Here is a 20,217-nt window from a genome sequence, read left to right on the forward strand (position 1 = left end):
TCGATGGGCAATGGCCCTCTGGCCGCGATGCTCTAGTCGCGTGAGGCGTCGTTCGGAGGCGTGATCGCCTTTCTCGGCGCCGATCTTGTTGCTGCCACGGTGATCTGGGTGCACGCAAAATATTACGGCTGGCAGTATGCGCTCTATCTTTCAGGCTTGCTGTACCTGTGCATGGTCGCTGCGGGAATTACGGTGCATTACCTGTTCGCTCTCGTAGGGATGATCCCGACCGAGCGGCCGTCGCTTCAGGAAATGGTCCGGTTCAGCATCGACTACACGTTCTTTCTCAACCTGATCTTTCTCGTCATCGGGGCAATACTGATCTGGCTTCACCTCAAAAATGCAAAGGAAAATTAACCGATTGAGGCCAGGAATGGAAACGTTCCCAGAAGCCAGTAGGCAAACCGGGACAATTGGCCGGTCATGATGGCAACGCCCATGATGATCATTGCGACGCCTGCACCCTTGTAGAGCCAGCGACCGGCCTTGCCGATCTGTCTGACCCGCGCGGCGATGGCGTCGGTGAACAGCGCGGCCAGCAGAAACGGCACGCCCAGCCCAGCGGAATAGATCGACAGTAGCCAGATTCCGTCCGACATGCCGCCGGAGGTCGAACTGAGTGTCAGGATCGCGCCAAGGATCGGTCCGATGCAGGGGGTCCAACCAAAGGCGAAGGCCAAACCCAGGACGTAGGCTCCAAGCGGGCGACCCCCCGGAATGTCGAGTGTGAAGCGGGTGTCACGCGAGAACGCTTCCAGACGGAAGACACCAAGCATAACCAGTCCGAACAGGATGATGATCGCCCCGCCCAGATAGTTGAGTTCAGTGCGCCAGGTCAGAAGCAGCGATCCGAGCGCGCTAGCCCCGGCCCCCAACGCGACAAAGATCGTGGAAAATCCCAAAACGAAACAGGCGCTTAGCCCAAGTGCGTTGGCGCGCGCCCGCAGGCCGACCGATCGCTCCGTTCGCAAATCCGGCTGGCCAGCAATATAGGAGACATAGCCCGGCACCAGCGGCAGGACGCAGGGAGACAGGAACGAGATGGCTCCGGCCAGAAACGCCGCGAAGATGCCGATGCCGGAAATATCCATCATGTGTTTCCATGTCCGCTGAAGGGCCGTGATGCCCACCAGAAGGCAATCAGCGGGATTACGATCCATTGCAGTACCGGAGACAGCCCTGCATCAATGACGGGAATGATCGGCATCAGGTCTGAATAGGCCCAAGCCGCGCGGATCACGATGTTAAGCCATTCGCTGAACAGCGTATATCCCAAACCGAACACCACCGTCAGGACGGTCACCGAGCCTCGTGTCGGAGCCACGAAGGGCCAGCCACGTCCGGTCAGCATCAAGGCAAGCATCAGCGCGCTCATGGCAATCAGGATGTCGCCACCCGTGCAATGAACCGCAGCGAAGACGATCTCACCCCAGGTGCCCTCGTTCCAGATCGTGTAGAGCGGCATGTGGGCGAACTCCCAGATCAGATTAGCCGGGATGATCACCGAAAAATACCGACGGAGTGCTGTCAGGGAAATTCTATCCGGCGCGGACTGCATGACGCCAATCGCGATATCGCTCATTGAAACGCCCCCGTCAGCCGATCCCACCAACCGCGTTCGAGGCGTCGGTGCTGGGCATTGTTGATCAACTCGCTGACATAGAGGATCAGATTCACATTCTTGAATTCCATGCCATGGAATTTTGCGGCGAACCGCCCCCCGATATCCACGACATGGGTGACCGCACCGTGCATCATCATGTCGCTGTCGGCAGTCATGGTGAACTCGAGCCCATAGTCCCGCGCCAGAATGCGCGTCGCGTCGTCGCTCTGATCGGGCCGTTTGGTCAGAATGACCCAGTTGCTCGGATCGAGCCCATGCCGGTCCGCGTAGTCGCGCAGAACGTCCGGCGTGTCATTCACGGGATCGGCCGTGATCGAGATGAATTGCACCAGATCGCTCATCGGCCCGTCGTTGATCGAAGCCTGGACCGCCGCGATCTTTTCCGCATGGAGCGGGCAGATATCCTGGCAGTTGGCGTAGATGAAATGCAAGATGACGACCCTTTCGCTGAAATCCGCCAAGCGCACAGGATTGCCCTCCGCATCCTGCAACTCAAAATCCGGGGCCTGTGCTGCGTCGATGGCCTGGAAGTATGGCTCCATCTCGAACATCCGCGCATCCAGATTTTCACCCGGATGATCGGCGGAGGCCGGAAAGGAGATCGTGGCCGCAAGTGTCGCCAAGGCGGCGCGCCGGGTCAGACAGACAATCAACTGCATCACCTTTCGGATTGATCGGGCATGCCACTACCCGCATCGTTGCATTTCCCGCCGGACCCGCCCTTCATGCACAGACCAAGCGCGCACATCGCGGCACAGGGTGCCAGCGAAACCAGAACAGGCGCGAGACCGATCGCGGTGAGCCATCCCCAGTTCAGCACCATGCCGCCGCCCATCACGGTTGCCGCACCGACGAACAGCAATCGTCTGCGCGTCAACCACCGGGGCCAGTTGCCTGCGCTTTCGATGTCGGCGGCACCCGCATCGTTGGAAGATGATATGTCGGTCATCCGGAAAATCCTTCTGAAGTTTGAGTACTGGTCATTCTGATAACTGGGCGGTCAAGGGCGGGCGGCGCTCTTTCAGGGGCGCTTATTCGATAAAGCCTCGCAAGAAGGAGACCATCTCGGGATCATCCCATTCGGCCGGGCCGACCAGTCTCCCAAGCTCCCGCCCCTGCGCGTCGATCAGGATCGTTGTCGGCAGACCGACGGTGCGCAGCGCGGTCATCGACAGCATGGTCTTGTCGACATACATCTTGAGATTGGTGACACCGATCTCGTCGTAGAAACGCCGCACGACGGGCGATCCGCCCCGGTCGATGGACAGGGCGACAACCTCGAAACGGTCGCCGCCAAGTTCCGCCTGAAGCGCATCCAGCGTCGGCATTTCCTCACGGCATGGCACGCACCAGGTTGCCCAAACATTCACGAGGATCACCTTGCCGCGAAAATCCTCCATGTCCCCACGGCTGCCGTCTTCGGTCTCGTATCGCACATTGATCACCGGCTGCGGCGTGTCGTGCAGTGCGAAGCCTTGCGGCCCGGCAAACGCCGCGCCGACGGACAATGCCCAGACGAGCAGCGCCGTTTTGAGATATTTCATGGCGTTGGCTCCTTGAAAGATTGGTTTTTCAGATCCCGGACGATCGGCAACAGGGTTTCGAGCAAGATTGCCCGAGTGATCGGTCCGACATGGCGGTAGGCGATGGTGCCGTCGGACGTGATGACATAGGTTTCGGGCACGCCGTAAACGCCCCATTCGATGCCAGCACGTCCGTCGATGTCGGCCCCGATGCGCGCGTAGGGATCGCCCAATTCGTCGAGCCAGGCGCGCGCCTGCTCGGGTGGGTCCTTGTAGTTGATCCCGTAGAGCGGCACCTCACCGGTGGCGCTCAGCTCCATGAACAGCGGGTGTTCGGCCCGACAGGGCACACACCACGAGGCAAAGACGTTCACCAGCGAGACATGGCCGATCAGGTCCTGCGTCGAAAGACCTTCCTCGCGGCCGAGCACCGGAGCAAGCGCAAACTCCGGCACAGGTTTGTCGAGAAGCGCCGATGGCAAGTCGTCGCCGCCCCTGAAAAGCCCCCAGCCGAACAAGACCATGAGGGCAAAAGCTATCAGCGGCACCAGCACAAACCCGGAGATCCTGCGCCGCGGTACGGGGTCGATTTTGCTGACGACCTCTTGCGTCATGGCTGCACCTGCTCATCCGCAAGGGTACGGCTTTCCTGCGAAGCGCGGATCCGATCGGGCCATGTGCTCTTGATGTAATCGATGATCGCCGTGATCTCTTCATCCGTCAGCACCTCCTTGAAACCGGGCATGTCGCTTTCATAGCCATTCCCGACAATCGCCGCCGTTCCGCGCTTCACGATGTCCAAAAGCACGCGGTCCGTATGGTGCCAAGTATGGCCCGAGGCGTCATGCGGCGGGGCAGGCAACCGGCCGTTCGGCAATCTGGAGCGCCAATCGGGCTGCCCCTCCAGGTTTGCGCCATGGCAACTGGCGCAATTCTCCTGATAAAGGCGTTCGCCCGCGAGCGAGTCATCCTGCGCCGAAACGGGCAAGACCGTTGCAGCCAGCAAAAGTGCTGCGAGCCTAATGGTAATTTTCATGTCGCTTGTGCCTTCTTCTTGCGATCCACATACAAAGGATGAAGAGTGCCACGAGCGATGCCACGACAAGCAGGACGCAATTCGCCTAGACCAATCCCATCGACAACAAACTGTCGCCACTGTTGGCGCCCTCATTCCGCATCCCGGCGCATTTCTATTTCCCGTTGTCCGAGCGGATGTATTTGACCAGGGCGATTGCCGCGAGCACCAGCACCGCCACGATGAGTAACCAAACCAGTCCCATCGCGATCATCATGCCGCCACCCATCATTCCACCATCCATCATCATGCACTTCATCCTTTGCTTTCCCTTGAAACCGGTCAGGCACGGGATCGCACCAGACCTCGCGATTGATCATTCGACCGCATAGACGGTCGGGTTCACATCTTCTTCGACGGTGTAAATCTTGAACGGTTCCTGCTTCGCGCCACCCATACCCGGCGATCCCAACGGCATGCCGGGAAGTGTAAGACCGGCAATGTCCGGGCGCTCATCAAGCAACTTGTTGACGACATCGATTGGCACATGACCGCTGACGACGTAGTCTCCCAGAAAGGTCGTATGGCAGCCTTGGAAACTGTCCGGGATACCTGCATCACGGCTGATCTGAACCAGATCGTGGGTCGGCTTCACCTCGACCGTGAAGCCGTTCTCGCGGAGGTAGTCCGCATAGCTCTCGCAGCATCCGCATTGCGGGTTCTTGTAGAGCGTGGCCTCTTGCGCTGCGACAGGCGCGGCATTCAGGCTCATGGCGAACACAGCGGCGGCTCCTGCGGTGCCAAGACTGGCAAGTCCAACTATTTTTTTCATCGGTTCTTTCCTTTCGTGGTCATTGATACGTGAGATTGTTTCAGGTTTTGGTCGCGCCGGGATCGACACGTATGACGCCCATCATGCCGGCCGCCTGGTGCTCCAGGATGTGACAATGGAACATCCAGTCTCCCGGATTGTCCGCCACGAAGGCGATCTCGACCCGTTCCTCCGGTGCCATCAGGACGGTGTCCTGCCATTCGCGATGCCGTGTCGGTTGCCCGTTCCGTGTGATCACACGGAACGAATGTCCATGAAGATGCATCGGGTGATGCCACGCGGTGCGATTGTCCATCTGCAGCACATGCGACGTGCCCTGCGGCAGGACCAGCAATGGATCCATCATGTGCCCCGTTGCTGCTTTGCCGTTGATGAACCACATGTTGCCTTCGCGCATCTGCTCCATCATGGACCCCATGCCGCCGCCCATCATCATCTGCCCCATCATGCCGCCATTAAAGATGATCTGATGCCGCGTGGCAGCTTGCATATCGGGTTCGGCCAGCGGGTTGGGTGGCAGTTCCATCGACCAGTCCGGGACCGCGTCCCGTAACCGATCCGGCCCGTAGGCGAGATCGACCAAACGGTATTCCAGATCCCTGTAGAAGACATCGGTGATGGTCAGGCTCTCTCCGGGCTTGCCGGTCATATCAATCACCAGATCGACACGCATGGCCGGACCGACCACCACGATGTCATCGTCTGGTACATGAGGTGACACGGGTTGACCGTCCAGAGCGACGACGACCGGCGCAAGCCCCCCGAAATCCAGCCCGAATATCCGGGCATTGGCTGCGTTGACCAACCTCAGGCGGATGCGTTCTCCGGATCGCACGGCGATACGGTCAGGGATCTGGCCGTTGATCGTCACGGAATTGCCGATACGACCGCCGTGCATCGCGTCGTGCCGGCTTCCGAAATCTGTCGCAATCTGTCCGTCGCCGGTCATCCGCCAGTCATCGAGCATCCAGGTCAAATCGCGATCCACGCGGATCGGGTTTGCTTCCTCGACGATCAGCGGCCCGTAAAGCCCGCGCCCGACCTGTTCCGAACTGCGCTGGTGCGGGTGATACCAGAATGTACCTGCGTCCAGCGCATCGAATTCGTAGAGAAACTCGCCACCGACCGGGATCGGGTCCTGTGTCAGGAACGGCACACCGTCCATCGCATTGGGTGTGCGAATGCCATGCCAGTGGACCGTCGTCCCTTCATTTAGCCCGTTCCGGGCCAGAACCCGAATTCGGTCTCCCTGCCGCACCCGGATCTCGGGGCCGGGGAGGGATCCGTTGTAGCTCCAGACGTCGGTAGGGCCGTAGGGTGCCGGTCGCAGGGCGGCTTGTCCGGCCGCAGCGCGTAGCAAGAATGGGTCCTCTGTCGGACCTGCCATCGCTACTCGTGCCGGTGACAGAGTGGATATGGCCGTGAAAGCGGCACCGGTGCGCAGCACGTGCCGTCGTGAAATCAGTCTGTTGAGGGTCATTACTTCTGCCTTGATCTGAAAGGGTCGCACTCAGCCAGCTTCGGCCAAGGCAACGGTCAGGCCCCGCAACAAGCGAGGCCGCTATCAGGTTCAGACAGGCAGCTTGGGAGGAAATGGATCAAGGGAGGGAACCGCGCCAATCGGGATCACAGGTCCCGCGACCGGGATGACAACACCGAAGGCCATCTCAAGCGTCATCGCTGACGTACGAGCTACGATACCGGCCGTAGTTCCCGCGCCACAAGGGACTGTACACCCACCCTCGCAGGTTATCCCGTCAGCAAATCCGATCGGATCGCATCCGCCGCAATGGTCGTCCCCGCTTTCAGCGCCCACCATCTGAGCCATTGCTGCCTCAGCCGCATTCGCTGCCGATACATCCGGCGCAACCACGGCACCGAAGCTCAATGCAAGAATCAAAATGAGGCGGAAAACGCAGATCATGCGATCCTTATGCAAGCTTCCAGTAGGGGGAGGTCAAGAAGTATCCCGTAACATAGGCGTGACATTGCCACGCGGGTACTCACTGATTGGCCAAAAGATGCCCGAGGTTGGTTTCGGGGGAAAATCTGAGGCGAGACTGCGGACTCATCCAAGGTCTGTTTCGGAGCCAGGCAACCACCCGCATCTTTTCATGCGGGTGGCTGCCCTTGTGTCAACTTGCGTCTTTGAATTCGGTGTATTCGCCGCGCACCTGGACAGTCACGGTTGCGGGCTGGCTGTCCCGATTCCGCCAGAACCATCCGTGTTCGCCGTCGAATGCCGCGATGATCTCGCCCTCGTCGCCCGTCGAACCGCGGCCCTTTTCATAGGTCACCGAATTGCCGCCGCCGTGGCCGTGCATGTCAAAATTCACCCGACCGCCATCGACCAGCATTCGGTATTCCACCGTCTGGCCCTCTTCCATGACCAGCTTCCACTCGGCACTGTCGCCGGGTGCAAGCGTAAAGGTGGTTTCGTCACGCCAGATTTCGGCCTCCTGTGCATATGCCGTGCCGACAAAAAGTCCAAAGATATCGTTCATAAGGCTCGACTGCTCTTCGGCTTCGATCTCCAACAGCCTGTCGGCTTCGGCCTCCTCCGCAAGCTGGGCTTTGATCTCACCCATCTCGCTCAGCCCGAGAACCCCGCCGATCCCGGTCGGGTCGATGTTGTATTCGGCAGGCAGCACGACGGTCACAAGGATCGCAACGGCGCTGGCCGCCGCAATGGCAGTGGAACGGATAAGCTGCGCGGAGCTGGGAAGCTCATCAAGGCTCGGTTTTTTTGCGTTAAACATTTTGGTCTCCTAAATTCTCAGGTGGCTACGAAGTAGCCGGTGATTTGCAGGTCCATGAGGATGAATCCCATGGACATCATGACGACGTTGGCGGTGTAGGCTTGGCGGAAGAAGCTTGGGGATTTCCGCCAGAAGCCCATGACGATGAGGATCACGGCAAGCGCCATGATCTGGCCAAGCTCGACGCCCACGTTGAACGCCAGAAGATTGGCCAGTAGGCCCTCTGACGCGATCTCGTAGTCTAGGATCTTCGTGGCCAGGCCCGTGCCGTGGAAGAAGCCGAAGATCAGCGTTGCGGCCTTGGTGTTCGGCTGGAACCCAAACCAGCGCTGATAAGCCCCGAGATTGTCGAGCGCCTTGTAGACGACCGAAAGGCCGATGATCGCGTCGATGATGTAGGCGTTGATGCCCCAGCCGAACCAGACACCGGCCAGCATCGTGGTCGAGTGCCCGAGGGCGAAGAGGCTGACATAGATGCCTACATCCTTCATCTTGTAGAGGAAGAAGACGACGCCGAGCAGGAACAGGATGTGATCGTATCCCGTGACCATGTGTTTGGCGCCGAGATACATGAAGGGGATGATGTTCACCCCCCAGATTTCCTGGATATAGCCTGCGTCACCTTCTGTGACGGCATGGGCAAGAGCGTTTTCCGCACCCAGGACGAGCGCCGAAAGGGCAATGAAGGACAGGATCACGATCCGGCGTATGCCGGGATCGGTCCAGCCCTGGTGGACTGTATTCATGGATTGAACTCCGCATATGTGTTGATGATCGAATGCAGCGCGCTGTTGGCACGCAGTCGATCAGACGCGCGGAGGTCTTTCGATTTGGTATGTCTGCAAGGGGTTCGACGTGGCCGAACTCAACGGCCATGCGGCTCTATAAATATCGAGCGGGTGCGGCGATCGGTCGGGGCCAGGCACGACCGCCTGACTGTGATCGTGATCGATGCTGTCATGGCTATGTCCATGCATGGCCCAGGCGAGGTCTTCTTCCAGTCCATGCGAATGACCGTGCTCAGCAACCATTTCTGCGTGCTCTTGAAGGACGCCGATGACTGAGGGTGCGTGCGAGGTTGCGGGCACCACAGACCAGAGGAGTACGGCCAAACATAAGAGTGTCGCAAACGCGGCGTTTACAACTGTCCTCAAGGTATCCATAGGATCTGCCCGTCTGCCCGTCTCTAGCGTGGTGCGTCGTGGCACCATCTTGTTCTATCCTCCCGGGGGGGATAGAAATACTTTATGACAAAACATCCAGTCCATGCAACCCATCCCGCCCTTGTCGCCCGGCTGAAACGCGCTGACGGCCATTTGCGCGCCGTGATCGAAATGATCGAGGCGGGCAAACCCTGTCTGGAGATTGCTCAGCAGATGCAAGCGGTCGAAAAGGCCGTGACGAACGCCAAGCGTGCGCTGATCCATGATCACATGGACCATTGTATCGACGTTGAAAGTTCTGAAACTGATCGCGCCGAGTTGCGGGCGATCGCCCGATATCTCTGAGGCTGACCATGCTCGATATTCTCTCCGACCGCACTTATCGGCACCTGTTTCTGGCACAGGTCGTAGCCCTTCTGGGTACCGGACTCGCCACAGTCGCACTCGGCCTGCTCGCCTTTGATCTTTCGGGCGACGGGGCGGCGCTGGTCCTCGGCACAGTCTTCACCATCAAGATGGTTGCTTATGTGGGCATCGCGCCCATTGCAGGGGCTTTCGCAGACCGCGTGCCGCGCCGCGCGCTTCTGGTGACGCTCGATCTGGTGCGTGCCGGTGTCGCGCTCGCACTGCCCTTCGTGACCGAGGTCTGGCAGGTCTACGTCCTGATCTTCCTTCTTCAATCGGCTTCCGCCGCCTTCACGCCGACCTTTCAGGCGACGATCCCGGACGTTCTGCCCGAAGAGGCGCGCTATACCCGCGCGCTGTCGCTGTCGCGGCTGGCCTACGATCTGGAAAACATCGTCAGCCCGACGCTGGCGGCCCTTCTGCTCGCGGTGATGTCCTACAATTCGCTTTTCCTCGGCACGGTCCTCGGTTTCGCCGCATCGGCCCTTCTGGTTGTTTCGGTCGTGCTGCCCAGTCCCCGCCCATCCGAGCCGCGCGGTGTCTATGACCGCACTACGCGCGGCATCCGCATCTATCTGGCCACGCCCCGCTTGCGCGGGCTCTTGGCATTGAACCTCGCGGCGGCGGCGGCAGGTGCGATGGTGCTGGTCAATACCGTCGTTCTTGTGCGCGGCTCGCTCGGCCTTTCGGAAAGTGCTCTGGCCTGGACGATGTTCGCCTTCGGCGCAGGGTCGATGATCGCCGCGCTGGTCCTGCCGCGTGTTCTCGATGTGTTGCCGGACCGGCCCGTGATGTTCGGCGGAGCCACGCTGATGGTGGCTCCTCTGGTCGGTCTGGCGTTGACGGTCCTTGGAGCGGGCCTTGGCTGGTCCATCCTTCTGACAGCCTGGTTGCTGGTGGGGCTCGGATATTCCGCTGTCCTCACCCCTTCCGGCCGACTGCTGCGCCGTTCCGCCCACGCCGGGGACCGCCCGGCACTCTTCGCGGCGCAATTCGCGCTGTCCCACGCCTGCTGGCTTGTGACCTATCCGCTGTCGGGATGGCTGCTGACAGTCTATGGTGTCGTTCCCGCACTGATCGGACTGGCCCTCATCGCCGCCTTCGGAATGCTCGCAGCGCTGAAACTCTGGCCGTCCGGCGATCCCGTTGAGCTTGAGCACACCCACGATAATTTGCCACTCGACCATCCCCACCTAAGGGGACATCGCAGGCACAGCCATGCCTTGATCATTGACGAGAGCCATCCTCGCTGGGCCACGCATTTATAAGCCGCAGCAAGAGACGAAGACTGGACACGGGCGGTTCGTTTTCATCCATGCGGACATTCGTGCTTCGAGCAAAATTCATCAAAGTGGGCTCGATGCGCGAATTGTCTGCAAGTTTGGCGGACAGAAGCGTTGACTCTAACATAAACTGTCGGCCCCCCGACAAAGAGCACGGCTTAAGTTGCGACCCTCCACATCCGATACCGCCCCTGCCCCGTCATCTCGTGGATCAGACCACGCGCTTCCATCCAAGCAAGGTTGCGCTGGATGGCAGCCCGGCTGGCGCCGATCAGGGCCTCGGCCATCGGAGCGGACACGAGCGGCCATTCGGTAAGTACCGCGCACAAGGCCGGGGGCGTGCGGCCGGAAAGCGGGCTCATCTCGGCTTCCGCCCTCGCCGACCATGCCTCGATATCATCGAGGTGACGCATTGCGGTCAGGCATGCGGTCTCCATCCCGTCAAGCCAACGAGACAGACGGTCAGCGGGTGGGCCACCGGAGCGCAATCCTCCTGCCCCGCCCATGGCCAAAGGCGCGAAGAGCGCCCCCTTGCCCTCACTGGCCACGATCCGTGCGGCTGTGACCGCCGCTTCCATCCGGTCGCCGTGCTGCCCGAGGCCCGCGAGACTCCAGAGATGGAAGCCCATGCAAGCGCGCGTGACTGGGTGAAGATCGGCGGCTTGCGCCATAAGATCGAGCCAACCGCCCGCGCGTTCCGCGAACGGTTCGGCTTCAACGCCGAGGTTCTCGGGGTCGCGGCGGTCGAGGAAGGCGGACAGGTCCACTTCCGGTCCAAGGCCGCCTGTAAGACGCCGCACTGCCCATCCGACACGCGCGAGCGCCGCGGTGTCGTCCTGCACGCCGGACAAGCGCATGGATTTCCAGAGCGCCAGCCGATCCGGGCCAATTCGGTCGCCTACAAACCAGCTGAGGTCTGCCGCCTCCATCAGCGCGAGCCTGTGCCGCCAACCTTTCGGGCCACGGCGCAGCCGGTCGTCCAGCGCGCCGATCCGGCCAGCCACACGGGCGAGACGCGCGGCATTGCCCGCCTCTGCCTTCCGCCAATCGTCGAGGACTGCGGTTTCACGAAGCTCTGCCCTAGGTCCGGGCGGCAGATAATCTGGCTCCTCGTCCATCGGACCGGGCAGGAACCACAGGTCGTCCTCAGACGTCTCTTCAAGCCCCTCCGCATTCACAAGAGGATCGTAAAAAATATCATACTGCATAGATACTTGAGTCTTCATGTATGCAAAATACCGCACTTTTGCATTTTACCAAAGTGTTTTGTCAGAGTGCGCCTGCACACCTTATATAGCACGGGCGCGCGATGGTCTGCGAGAGCTCGCTGATCGCGCTCAGCGTATGGAAACCAAGGGTTCTCTGCTGAGCAGCGCCACAGTGCACGCCCTTGCATTCGTTTTCAAACGGTCGTTTATTGGCGCTATATGAAACTGCAAAAGGCCTGTTTTGATGCCATTGATAGGCTACGCGCGCGTTTCAACCGAGGATCAAACCCCCCTGCCCCAGTCGCAGGCCCTGAAATCTGCGGGTTGCGCCGAGATCCATGAAGAACAGGCCTCGGGCGGAAATCGTGCGCGGCCGGTCCTTGCGCGCGTGTTGGAGCGCGTGGCCAAGGGCGACACGCTGGTTGTCGTGCGCATTGATCGTCTGGCGCGATCGCTGTCGCATCTCTTGGAGGTGATCGAGCAGCTTGAGGCGAAGGGCGTGTTCTTTCGCTCCATTCAAGACCCGATCGACACTGCCTCGCCGCAGGGCAAGTTCACGCTGCAGGTTCTGGGGGCCGCGGCCGAGTTTGAACGTGCCTTGATCCGGGAACGCACGAAGGCCGGCTTGGCGAGCGCAAAGACCAAAGGACGCGTGGGCGGCAATCCGGGCCTGCGCGCGCGAGACCCTGCCGCACAGCGCAAGGTGCGGCTGGCGCGGCAGGACGGATATATGGAACGACTAAACGAGACCGCGCAAGACTGGGTACCGCATGTACGCCGGCTGCGCCCTGATATGGCTTGGGAGGATGTGCTGCGCATCATCAACGGCCCCTTGCCCGAGGCGCGGCGTTGGACGCAAAGCCGCCTGTTGCGCGCCGTGAACGCCTATGTCCGCGACGGTTTTCTGCCGACGACGGTCGTCGGTCGGGCAAATCGCCGCGACACGGACGATCGCCTGCCCGCCATTGTCGCAGGCATCAAGGGCGCCAAACCCGACATGACCCTACAGGCCATCTGTGATCGGCTGGAGACTATGCGTGAGCGGACACCGCGCGGAAGGTCCAAGTGGCAGCCGTCATCGGTGAAAATGCTTCTGGAGCGCGCTGAGAAACTTGGGTTGCTTGACTGAATTGAGTAGTGCCTGCGCTTGTGCCTGTGTGATTGAACCACACCATATCTAGAAAGAGCTTGCACGAATCTGATAGCTCGGGCAATAGTCTCGATAAATAACGCGCGGTCACATAAAAAACGCGCCCACGAATCGAGGCAGAGATGAGCGAAGCTGAGCAGGACCTGGACATTGCCATCGGGCATTACGCAGAGCTTCTCGCGTCAAACCTTCATGCGCAACGTGCGGCCCACTTCCCTCCCGACGCCAAGAAAGTCATGCGCAGCCTGACTAGCGGCGAGGCGGCAGAGTTGCTTGGCGTCGATCATACCTACCTTCGCAAGCTTCATCGAGAAGGAAAGATCGCTGACGTCGAAACCACCGCGGGCAGCCACCGTCGGTATACACTCGATGATATCTGGGAGATCCGCCACGCCCTAGAGGCAAACGCGAAGAAGCCTGGGACCTACGTGCCGGGGCGGCGTGCCGGTGACGAGCTTCAGATTGTCTCCGTTGTGAACTTCAAAGGCGGCAGCGGGAAAACGACAACATCAGCTCACCTTGCGCAGCGCTTGGCTCTCAAGGGATATCGTGTCCTTGCGATCGATCTGGACCCCCAAGCATCCTTTTCCGCGCTGCATGGCATCCAGCCTGAGCTGGACCTGATGGAGGGTGGAACGCTGTATGACGCAGTTCGCTATGATGAACCGGTCCCGATCTCTGAAGTAATCCGTAAAACCTACATCCGAGGCCTCGACCTTATCCCCGGGAACCTAGAGCTCATGGAATTCGAACATGAGACGCCGGCTGCCATCCAGCGAGGCGGCGCCCGCGCGTTCTTTGCCCGTGTGCGTGATGCGCTCGATAGTGTTGAAGCAGACTATGACGTCGTCGTCATCGACTGTCCGCCGCAGCTTGGCTTCCTGACCATGTCTGCCTTGTCGGCGTCATCCGGGGTGCTTGTCACCGTTCACCCACAGATGCTTGATCTCATGTCTATGTCGCAGTTTTTGCGCATGACCGCTGATCTGCTTGGCGTCATCCGGGACGCCGGCGCAAACCTTCGCTTTGACTGGCTGCGTTTCCTGCCAACCCGCTACAAGGTGGGCGACGCACCGCAAACTGAGGTCATTGCCTTCATCCGGGGCCTTTTCGGCAGGTCCGTTCTGACCAATCACATGGTCGAATCGACTGCGATTTCGGATGCGGGGCTCACAAAGCAGACGCTCTATGAGGCCGACAAGAAGGAATTCACGCGCCAGACTTTCGATCGCGCGATCGATTCCATGAACGGCGTCAACGACGAGATCGCTGCGATCATTCAGAACACGTGGGGACGCAATGGCAAGAAAGCCTAAACTTGGTCTGCCCTTGCAGACCCTGCGCAACGCGCCCGACGCTCTTGAGGGGCGCAGGCTCCGAGGTGGTGTTTTCGAAATCGACCCCGGTCATATCGAGACTGCAGGTCGGTTAGATGACCGACTTCAGATCGAGATCGAGGGTCTGAGGGCATCGATTTTCAAGAACGGCCAACGTGTTCCGATTCTAGTGCGCCCACTTGAGAGTGATCGCTACAGCCTGATCTATGGCCGCCGTCGCCTTGAGGCTTGCAGAGAACTTGGGATCAAGGTCCGCGCAATTGTCACGGAAATGGAGGGTGATCAGGCGCTTCGCGATCAGTTGCTGGAAAACCAGGAGCGGCGAGATCTGAGCTTTATCGAACGCGCGCTCGTAGCCGCTGCCTTGCTTGATGGAGACCACTTGGGCGAGTCAGAGCGCACCAACAAGGGCGTTGCCGAGGTTCTCAATCTGACCGAGGCTGGGGTTTCGCAGTTGTTAAGCGTTGTCCGCACCGTAGGAGAAGATCTTGTCCTGGCCATCGGTGCGGCACCTGGGATCGGCCGACCCCGATGGGAGGAACTCAAGAAGTGTATTGGGGCTGCAGATGTGGACCACGAGCGACTCGCAGCCTTGGCCAATGAAACCAAGTCAATCCATTCGGGTGGAATAGATGAGAAGTCCGACCGGGCATTTTTGGCAGTCCTTTCTGCGGCAGGGAAGACCGAGCACTCCACTTCCTCGATTCGCTCGCGCAGCCAGCCTGAAATGATCATTCCGGGGGTCGGTGCTGCAACCGTCACGACCGGACGCCGTGGCAAGCAACTCAAGCTCGAGTTGAAGTCCGAGGATACTGAATTTGTCAGCTGGCTTGAGGGCAACGCCCCGCAGCTGCTTACCGAGCTTCATGAGCGCTGGAAGCGCTCAGAAGACTGAGGAAGAGCAACCAACAAAAAGGAGGCACGATACAGGCAAGAATGAAAAAGGCCCCGAGAAGCTAGCTTCACGAGACCTTAATTAGGTTTCGAACGGGACCAGCCCGCTACAAAACTTCAGTTTTCGCACCTCTGAATGTAGCGATCTGGCCCCTCTCCCGCAAGCGCAAAGCGATTCGCGGGCCACTCAAATTTTGCCTTCGTGAATATTTTCATGGAGTACACACCAATTTCGCCGTTTATGCGGCCGATATCGCACGCCCATCTGCGCGTGATCGAGCGGCCCGAGGCATCTGTTCCAGGCAAGCCCGTCAACAAGTGGGAGCTCCTCCGCGAGTTGTCCAAGGCGCAGGCAGCCTTTGGGGTTTCCGAGCGCGATCTGACCGTTCTTCAGGGACTTCTCAGCTTCTTTCCGGACGATGCGCTTGGCGGGAACACCGAAATGGTCGTCTTCCCATCCAACAAGGCGATCTGCGAGCGGCTGAACGGCATGCCTTGCTCGACGATGCGCCGTCACCTCGCCCGGTTGGTCGACGCAGGCTTGCTCATGCGGCGCGATAGCCCCAACGGGAAGCGGTATGTGCGCAAGCGTGGCGAAGATCGCGTGGCTTTCGGCTTTGATCTCTCCCCGCTCTATTGCCGGGCAGAGGAGATTGCACGGGCCGCAGAGGCTGTGCGTGAGGCTGAGGACCGTGTGCGGCGACTGAGGGAGGTGGTGAGCCTCATGCGTCGCGACCTAGCCGCTCTGGCGGAGTTCGGCGAGGAGATCCAGCCCGGGCTTGGCCTATGGGACCAGCTCAGCGATACGGCCGCCCTCACAGCCCGCGCTCTTCGCCGCAAGCTTTCGCTTGAGGATCTGTCGGCATTCCGGACTGAACTGGAGACCCTCCTTGACCAGGCACGTAATGTCATTGACGGCCCTGAAACAGAAGAAATGAACACCAATGATGCCCATTTTGAGCGTCACCATCATAATTCAAATAAAGAATCTATAGATCTTGAACCTGCCTTAGAAAAAGGCGAGGCGACGGCGGGCAGCGCGCTTGATGTTGATACGGGTGAGCCTGTGGCTGACGTTGAAGAGCCTGACACTAGGCGGGTGCCGAAAATCCCACTTCACCTGGTGATTGCCAGCTGTCCCTCGCTCAAGACTTTCTATCAGGGCGACGTTCGACATTGGCACCAGCTTTTCGACGCGGCTTGTCATATACGGCCGGCCATGGGGATCAGTGTTTCCGCTTGGGAAGAAGCGCAGCGCTGTATGGGACCAGAGCAAGCCTCGATCGTCGTCGTGGCCATGCTGGAACGTTTTTCCGACATCAGATCACCGGGTGGATACTTGCGGGCGCTGACGTCCAAGGCTGCGGCTGGCGAGTTTTCCTGCGGGCCGATGGTCATGGCGCTGACCGGACGGCGAAGTGCGGCTTAACAGCTGTTAAGTTTCGACGTCGTCGGTGCTCAGTTGGCCTGACTTAACAGCTGTTAAGTCGCCTCTTGGCAACCATCCGATTATCGAGAGGGAAAGGAGTGTTGGTTTGAGGGTGACGGGAAGTGAGATCGGGAGAGTGGCTTCCGGCGCCCGTCGTGGAGAAGATCTGATGACCAAAGCTGTCCGGAAAATCACGCTGTCCCCGTCCCGGGATATCCCTTTCGACAAGCTGGTGTTGAGCCAGTCCAATGTGCGGCGCATCAAGGCTGGCGTGTCCGTCGAGGAACTCGCCGAAGACATCGCCCGCCGAGGTCTGTTGCAGAGCCTGAGCGTGCGGCCCGTCTTGGCTGACGATGGTACGGAGACCGGCAAGTTTGAGATCCCGGCGGGAGGCCGCCGGTTCCAAGCTTTGTTCTTGCTGGTGAAGCAAAAGCGGTTGGCAAAGACCACGCCCATTCCCTGCATCGTGCGGGATGCTGCGTCCGCGATCTTGCCCGAGGACGATTCCCTTGCAGAAAACATGCAGCGCGTCGCTCTGCACCCGCTCGACCAGTTCCGCGCGTTTGTCGCGCTACGGGACAAGGGTCAGAGCGATGCAGAGATTGCCGCCGCCTTCTTCGTGACGCCGCAGATCGTGAAGCAGCGCCTCAAACTTGCCTCCGTCGCCCCTGCCCTGCTTGAGATCTATGCCGAGGATGGCATGACGCTGGAGCAGCTCATGGCCTTCACCGTGAACCCCGATCACGCGCGTCAGGTTCAGGTCTGGGATGTGATCCATTCATCCTGGAACAAGGAGCCATTCCAAATCCGGCGCATGCTGACAGAGACCTCGGTCCGGGCGTCCGACCGGCGTGCGGTCTTTGTGGGCGGTGAGGCCTATGAAGCGGCGGGTGGCACGATGCTGCATGACCTCTTCCAGGGCGATGACGGTGGCTGGCTCGAGGACCCTGCCCTGCTCGATCGGCTGGTGACGGAAAAACTCCAGGCCGAGGCTGAGACGGTTGCGGTTGAGGGCTGGAAGTGGATCGAGGTCGCGCTTGACCTGCCCTACGGCTACAGCCACGGCCTTCGGTCTCTATCAGGTGATCCGGCACCGATGACGGATGACGAAGGCGCGGCCCATGCCAAGCTGCTCGCCGAGTATCGGGCGCTGGAAGAGGAATACGCGGGTCAGGATGAATTGCCTGACGAGATCGATGCGCGTCTTGGCGTGTTAGAGGTCGCCATGGAAAAACTTGAGGCTAGGCCATTGATATTCGACGCGGAGGAGATCGGGCGGGCAGGGGCGTTCGTCACGCTCGACCGCTACGGCGCGCTGGCAGTCTATCGCGGGTATGTGCGTCCAGAGGATGAGCCCGTTGAGGAGACCGCGGTCCAGGACGGTACTGATCCTGCGGTTGCGGGGCAGGGGGCTGATCGTGATCTCACCGATGACCATGCCAGTGCCGCTTATGGCGGAACCGTCATCATGTCGGGTGGCCAGCAGATTGGCGCAGACCTGCCGGAGGATGAGGATGACGGAGCGCTGAAGCCCCTGCCCGAGCGGTTGGTCATGGAGTTGACGGCCCACCGGACGCTGGCGCTGCGTGAAGCGATCGGGCGCTCGCCGGATGTCGCGCTGACGCTGCTGCTTCTGAAGCTGGTGACGGACACCTTCCGCACCTCCTCTGCTTCGGGCAGCTGTCTCGAGGCATCCGTGCGTCAGGTCTACATGTCGGCGCAGGCGCCGGATCTGAAGGACAGCGTGGTGGCAAAGCTGGTCGACGAGCGTCACGCGGAATGGGAAGCCGATCTGCCGCTTGGCGATGATGCGGCACTCTGGGACTATCTGACGATCCTCGACCAGGGCAGTCGGCTGGCCCTGCTGGCGCATTGCCTCAGCTTCGGCGTCAACGCGCTGCATGAGAAGGTGAACCCTTACGGGGCAGGCATCTCCGCTGGGGGTCTGACCCGGCGTATGGCGCATGCCGATCTCGTGGCGCGTGCCACAGGTCTCGACATGTTCGAGGCGGGCTGGGAGCCGACGGTGGACACCTATCTCAACCGCGTGCCCAAGGCGCGCATCCTTGAGGCCGTGCGCGAGGCGAAAGGGGAGGGGACTGCCCAACTCCTCGATCACCTGAAGAAGAGCGAGATGGCCAGTGAGGCCGAGCGCTTGCTGAAGGGCAGCGGCTGGTTGCCCGAGGTCCTGCGCCGGAACGATCTCGTGGCGCTACACGGTGAGGACTGTGCCGAAGGGCTGGGGGCGGATGCCGAAGTGGCTGACAGTGTCAGTGAAGCTGACCTTCCTGCATTCCTGACGGATGACCTGCCTGCTGAAAGCGCGTCGATGCTGGCCGCGGAATAACGTGATCCACTGGGGGGCGGAGATTCCGCCCCCAATCACCCTATAGTGTAACAATATCAATAAGATGAGTGCGATTACTCGCATTCGGAATGAGGAATCATGTCTGCAACAACCATCATCGACACTGCCCCCCTCGGGGCGCTCATTCGCTACACCGATGGCAGCCCCAAGCCGCCGGCACGCTTCACGAAGAAGCTGGCGGCCTGGGAACGTTCGAACGGCGTCGGCCGTCTTGTGAAGAAGGAGCCACCCCGACCTTACCCGACCTGGACGGCACCCGCGTCGTTCACGCTGCATGAGGGTAACTTCTCCTCGGAGGGGGTGATCCTCGTGACCATCATGCGTAGCCATTCGGCTGACAGCGCCCTGGTCTTCGAGGTGGCCGAGGAGCCGAAGCCCGGGCAGGTGCGCGTGCTCCTCGACTTCAGCGGCAACACCGAGCTGCTGCATCTGGCGGAATCTGTCACTGCGGCCGAGCTTTGGATCGCCAAGGAAGGATACCGCAATGCGCGACTTGAAATCGTTGGCGATGAAGAGGGCGAAAGGGCAGGGGGCGCGGACCTGGCCGCCTGAGCCCAACTGAAACCGAGGGGCCCGCCAAAGTTCGGGCCTCTCATCCATCACAACCCTGTCCTTTGAGTTCGCGGGGCACCAAAGGATCCATCCCCAAAGAAGAAGTCTTCAACCAAGAGCGTGGCCGGGAGGCTGGCGGCGTTCCAAGCATCAGCGGGACAACCGGCTCCTGATGTTGGGGGACCATCCCCCGCTCGCCATTCCCTTCCTTGGCCCGAATCCCGTCTTCGAGATCAACCCGCGAGGGGTCGGACTACGGGCAAGCCCGTGCCGCCGGATGGATTCGGGCAAGCCGAACGCACCCGGTGATGTCAGCCAGTATTCGGGCCTGCGGGGTCCTGTCGCGCGGGGGATGCTCCCCCGCCTCCAAGACAGGAGCCAAACAGATGTCCCGCTAAGATGCACACGCCTTCGCCGCCTCCCTCGCCGCCACACTCATGGTCTCAATCGTCGTCTTCCAGGCCGGGGATGGAACCTATGGCGCCATCCCCGCCGATGAAATCGACGGGGATGAAGTTCAGGTGCTGGTTGAGATTGACCCGTGGGCTTAGGCCCACGGTTAGCTCGGTAGGCTCACGCGGAGGCGCAGACGCGCCTCCTGCTGCGTTGTCGCGCCGGTGAGGAACTGCGCACGGGTGATGGCGCAGCGCCAAAAGGCCTGGAGCCGCAGAGGCG

The 20,217-nt window shown here is 60.4% G+C and carries 22 protein-coding genes; 9 read left to right on the forward strand and 13 right to left on the reverse strand.

Annotated elements, in window-relative coordinates; genetic code table 11:
• The first annotated feature begins 60 nt into the window (after positions 1–60).
• Entirely contained in the window at positions 61–357 is a 297-nt protein-coding gene (locus P1U48_RS13295; protein ID WP_301069551.1) for a hypothetical protein, read from the forward strand.
• Here the strand turns inward: P1U48_RS13295 and P1U48_RS13300 are convergent.
• From P1U48_RS13300 to P1U48_RS13355, 12 genes are all read right to left on the reverse strand, one after another.
• The gene (locus P1U48_RS13300) at positions 354–1,094 is read right to left on the reverse strand and encodes a cytochrome c biogenesis protein CcdA (RefSeq protein WP_301069552.1); all 741 of its coding nucleotides are present in this window, start codon (positions 1,092–1,094) and stop codon (positions 354–356) included. The two genes, P1U48_RS13295 and P1U48_RS13300, sit on opposite strands and share 4 nt — an antisense overlap.
• The gene (locus P1U48_RS13305) at positions 1,091–1,582 is read right to left on the reverse strand and encodes a hypothetical protein (RefSeq protein ID WP_301069553.1); all 492 of its coding nucleotides are present in this window, start codon (positions 1,580–1,582) and stop codon (positions 1,091–1,093) included. Before P1U48_RS13305 ends, P1U48_RS13300 begins: the two co-directional genes overlap by 4 nt.
• Complete coding sequence (locus tag P1U48_RS13310; protein ID WP_301069554.1) at positions 1,579–2,283, reverse strand: SCO family protein; 705 nt, start codon at positions 2,281–2,283, stop codon at positions 1,579–1,581. Before P1U48_RS13310 ends, P1U48_RS13305 begins: the two co-directional genes overlap by 4 nt.
• Positions 2,283–2,573 carry a hypothetical protein gene (locus tag P1U48_RS13315; RefSeq protein WP_301069555.1) on the reverse strand — a complete coding sequence of 97 codons (291 nt, stop codon included), beginning with the start codon at positions 2,571–2,573 and terminating at the stop codon, positions 2,283–2,285. Before P1U48_RS13315 ends, P1U48_RS13310 begins: the two co-directional genes overlap by 1 nt.
• A gap of 82 nt (positions 2,574–2,655) precedes the next feature.
• Entirely contained in the window at positions 2,656–3,168 is a 513-nt protein-coding gene (locus P1U48_RS13320; RefSeq protein ID WP_301069556.1) for a TlpA disulfide reductase family protein, read from the reverse strand.
• The gene (locus P1U48_RS13325; protein WP_301069557.1) at positions 3,165–3,761 is read right to left on the reverse strand and encodes a DsbE family thiol:disulfide interchange protein; all 597 of its coding nucleotides are present in this window, start codon (positions 3,759–3,761) and stop codon (positions 3,165–3,167) included. The genes P1U48_RS13320 and P1U48_RS13325 overlap by 4 nt, the downstream gene beginning before the upstream one ends.
• On the reverse strand, positions 3,758–4,183 hold the full coding sequence (locus tag P1U48_RS13330; protein ID WP_037929512.1) for a cytochrome c: 426 nt from the start codon (positions 4,181–4,183) through the stop codon (positions 3,758–3,760). The genes P1U48_RS13325 and P1U48_RS13330 overlap by 4 nt, the downstream gene beginning before the upstream one ends.
• A gap of 154 nt (positions 4,184–4,337) precedes the next feature.
• On the reverse strand, positions 4,338–4,472 hold the full coding sequence (locus P1U48_RS13335) for a hypothetical protein (RefSeq protein WP_301069559.1): 135 nt from the start codon (positions 4,470–4,472) through the stop codon (positions 4,338–4,340).
• A gap of 66 nt (positions 4,473–4,538) precedes the next feature.
• Positions 4,539–4,994 carry a DUF411 domain-containing protein gene (locus P1U48_RS13340; protein ID WP_301069560.1) on the reverse strand — a complete coding sequence of 152 codons (456 nt, stop codon included), beginning with the start codon at positions 4,992–4,994 and terminating at the stop codon, positions 4,539–4,541.
• A 40-nt stretch (positions 4,995–5,034) separates the two neighbouring features.
• Positions 5,035–6,474, reverse strand: a complete 1,440-nt coding sequence (locus tag P1U48_RS13345) for a multicopper oxidase family protein (protein WP_301069561.1) — start codon at positions 6,472–6,474, stop codon at positions 5,035–5,037.
• Between the two features lie 655 nt (positions 6,475–7,129).
• Positions 7,130–7,753 (reverse strand): hypothetical protein, encoded by a 624-nt coding sequence (locus P1U48_RS13350; RefSeq protein WP_007121517.1) that lies wholly within the window; start codon positions 7,751–7,753, stop codon positions 7,130–7,132.
• 17 nt (positions 7,754–7,770) lie between these two features.
• Positions 7,771–8,499 carry a HupE/UreJ family protein gene (locus P1U48_RS13355; RefSeq protein ID WP_301069562.1) on the reverse strand — a complete coding sequence of 243 codons (729 nt, stop codon included), beginning with the start codon at positions 8,497–8,499 and terminating at the stop codon, positions 7,771–7,773.
• Between the two features lie 501 nt (positions 8,500–9,000).
• On the opposite strand from P1U48_RS13355, the gene P1U48_RS13360 reads away from it, so the two are divergent.
• The gene (locus P1U48_RS13360) at positions 9,001–9,261 is read left to right on the forward strand and encodes a metal-sensing transcriptional repressor (RefSeq protein WP_007120627.1); all 261 of its coding nucleotides are present in this window, start codon (positions 9,001–9,003) and stop codon (positions 9,259–9,261) included.
• A gap of 8 nt (positions 9,262–9,269) precedes the next feature.
• On the forward strand, positions 9,270–10,589 hold the full coding sequence (locus tag P1U48_RS13365; RefSeq protein WP_301069564.1) for an MFS transporter: 1,320 nt from the start codon (positions 9,270–9,272) through the stop codon (positions 10,587–10,589).
• Positions 10,590–10,762: 173 nt separating this feature from the next.
• Here P1U48_RS13365 and P1U48_RS13370 read toward each other — a convergent pair whose 3' ends face one another.
• Positions 10,763–11,812, reverse strand: a complete 1,050-nt coding sequence (locus P1U48_RS13370; RefSeq protein WP_008282910.1) for a hypothetical protein — start codon at positions 11,810–11,812, stop codon at positions 10,763–10,765.
• Between the two features lie 244 nt (positions 11,813–12,056).
• Between P1U48_RS13370 and P1U48_RS13375 the strand changes: the two genes are divergently transcribed.
• The 6 genes from P1U48_RS13375 to P1U48_RS13400 all read left to right on the forward strand — a co-directional run bounded on the left by P1U48_RS13375 (position 12,057) and on the right by P1U48_RS13400 (position 19,542).
• Positions 12,057–12,941 (forward strand): recombinase family protein, encoded by an 885-nt coding sequence (locus P1U48_RS13375; RefSeq protein ID WP_090271131.1) that lies wholly within the window; start codon positions 12,057–12,059, stop codon positions 12,939–12,941.
• Positions 12,942–13,084: 143 nt separating this feature from the next.
• A complete protein-coding gene (gene repA, locus P1U48_RS13380) occupies positions 13,085–14,278 on the forward strand; it encodes a plasmid partitioning protein RepA (protein ID WP_090271132.1) in 1,194 nt (397 codons plus the stop codon).
• The gene (gene repB / locus P1U48_RS13385) at positions 14,262–15,194 is read left to right on the forward strand and encodes a plasmid partitioning protein RepB (RefSeq protein WP_301069566.1); all 933 of its coding nucleotides are present in this window, start codon (positions 14,262–14,264) and stop codon (positions 15,192–15,194) included. The genes repA and repB overlap by 17 nt, the downstream gene beginning before the upstream one ends.
• Positions 15,195–15,407: 213 nt before the next feature.
• Positions 15,408–16,622 carry a plasmid replication protein RepC gene (gene repC / locus P1U48_RS13390; RefSeq protein WP_301069582.1) on the forward strand — a complete coding sequence of 405 codons (1,215 nt, stop codon included), beginning with the start codon at positions 15,408–15,410 and terminating at the stop codon, positions 16,620–16,622.
• Between the two features lie 169 nt (positions 16,623–16,791).
• Positions 16,792–18,969, forward strand: coding sequence for a ParB/RepB/Spo0J family partition protein (locus P1U48_RS13395; protein ID WP_301069568.1), 2,178 nt, complete (start codon positions 16,792–16,794; stop codon positions 18,967–18,969).
• A gap of 99 nt (positions 18,970–19,068) precedes the next feature.
• Positions 19,069–19,542: a hypothetical protein gene (locus tag P1U48_RS13400; protein WP_076695116.1), complete on the forward strand. Its 474-nt coding sequence runs from the start codon at positions 19,069–19,071 to the stop codon at positions 19,540–19,542.
• Positions 19,543–20,217: the final 675 nt, after the last annotated feature.

The sequence above is a fragment of the Pseudooceanicola sp. genome, assembly GCF_029213205.1.
Classification (GTDB): domain Bacteria; phylum Pseudomonadota; class Alphaproteobacteria; order Rhodobacterales; family Rhodobacteraceae; genus Pseudooceanicola.

What these genes read in the sequence shown, in the direction of transcription:
- P1U48_RS13300 (WP_301069552.1), bottom strand. Translation starts at nt 1,094, where the DNA reads ATGATGGATATTTCCGGCATCGGCATCTTCGCGGCGTTTCTGGCCGGA.
- P1U48_RS13305 (WP_301069553.1), bottom strand. Translation starts at nt 1,582, where the DNA reads ATGAGCGATATCGCGATTGGCGTCATGCAGTCCGCGCCGGATAGAATT.
- P1U48_RS13310 (WP_301069554.1), bottom strand. Translation starts at nt 2,283, where the DNA reads ATGCAGTTGATTGTCTGTCTGACCCGGCGCGCCGCCTTGGCGACACTT.
- P1U48_RS13315 (WP_301069555.1), bottom strand. Translation starts at nt 2,573, where the DNA reads ATGACCGACATATCATCTTCCAACGATGCGGGTGCCGCCGACATCGAA.
- P1U48_RS13320 (WP_301069556.1), bottom strand. Translation starts at nt 3,168, where the DNA reads ATGAAATATCTCAAAACGGCGCTGCTCGTCTGGGCATTGTCCGTCGGC.
- P1U48_RS13325 (WP_301069557.1), bottom strand. Translation starts at nt 3,761, where the DNA reads ATGACGCAAGAGGTCGTCAGCAAAATCGACCCCGTACCGCGGCGCAGG.
- P1U48_RS13330 (WP_037929512.1), bottom strand. Translation starts at nt 4,183, where the DNA reads ATGAAAATTACCATTAGGCTCGCAGCACTTTTGCTGGCTGCAACGGTC.
- P1U48_RS13335 (WP_301069559.1), bottom strand. Translation starts at nt 4,472, where the DNA reads ATGATGATGGATGGTGGAATGATGGGTGGCGGCATGATGATCGCGATG.
- P1U48_RS13340 (WP_301069560.1), bottom strand. Translation starts at nt 4,994, where the DNA reads ATGAAAAAAATAGTTGGACTTGCCAGTCTTGGCACCGCAGGAGCCGCC.
- P1U48_RS13345 (WP_301069561.1), bottom strand. Translation starts at nt 6,474, where the DNA reads ATGACCCTCAACAGACTGATTTCACGACGGCACGTGCTGCGCACCGGT.
- P1U48_RS13350 (WP_007121517.1), bottom strand. Translation starts at nt 7,753, where the DNA reads ATGTTTAACGCAAAAAAACCGAGCCTTGATGAGCTTCCCAGCTCCGCG.
- P1U48_RS13355 (WP_301069562.1), bottom strand. Translation starts at nt 8,499, where the DNA reads ATGAATACAGTCCACCAGGGCTGGACCGATCCCGGCATACGCCGGATC.
- P1U48_RS13360 (WP_007120627.1), top strand. Translation starts at nt 9,001, where the DNA reads ATGACAAAACATCCAGTCCATGCAACCCATCCCGCCCTTGTCGCCCGG.
- P1U48_RS13365 (WP_301069564.1), top strand. Translation starts at nt 9,270, where the DNA reads ATGCTCGATATTCTCTCCGACCGCACTTATCGGCACCTGTTTCTGGCA.
- P1U48_RS13370 (WP_008282910.1), bottom strand. Translation starts at nt 11,812, where the DNA reads ATGCAGTATGATATTTTTTACGATCCTCTTGTGAATGCGGAGGGGCTT.
- P1U48_RS13375 (WP_090271131.1), top strand. Translation starts at nt 12,057, where the DNA reads ATGCCATTGATAGGCTACGCGCGCGTTTCAACCGAGGATCAAACCCCC.
- repA (WP_090271132.1), top strand. Translation starts at nt 13,085, where the DNA reads ATGAGCGAAGCTGAGCAGGACCTGGACATTGCCATCGGGCATTACGCA.
- repB (WP_301069566.1), top strand. Translation starts at nt 14,262, where the DNA reads ATGGCAAGAAAGCCTAAACTTGGTCTGCCCTTGCAGACCCTGCGCAAC.
- repC (WP_301069582.1), top strand. Translation starts at nt 15,408, where the DNA reads ATGGAGTACACACCAATTTCGCCGTTTATGCGGCCGATATCGCACGCC.
- P1U48_RS13395 (WP_301069568.1), top strand. Translation starts at nt 16,792, where the DNA reads ATGACCAAAGCTGTCCGGAAAATCACGCTGTCCCCGTCCCGGGATATC.
- P1U48_RS13400 (WP_076695116.1), top strand. Translation starts at nt 19,069, where the DNA reads ATGTCTGCAACAACCATCATCGACACTGCCCCCCTCGGGGCGCTCATT.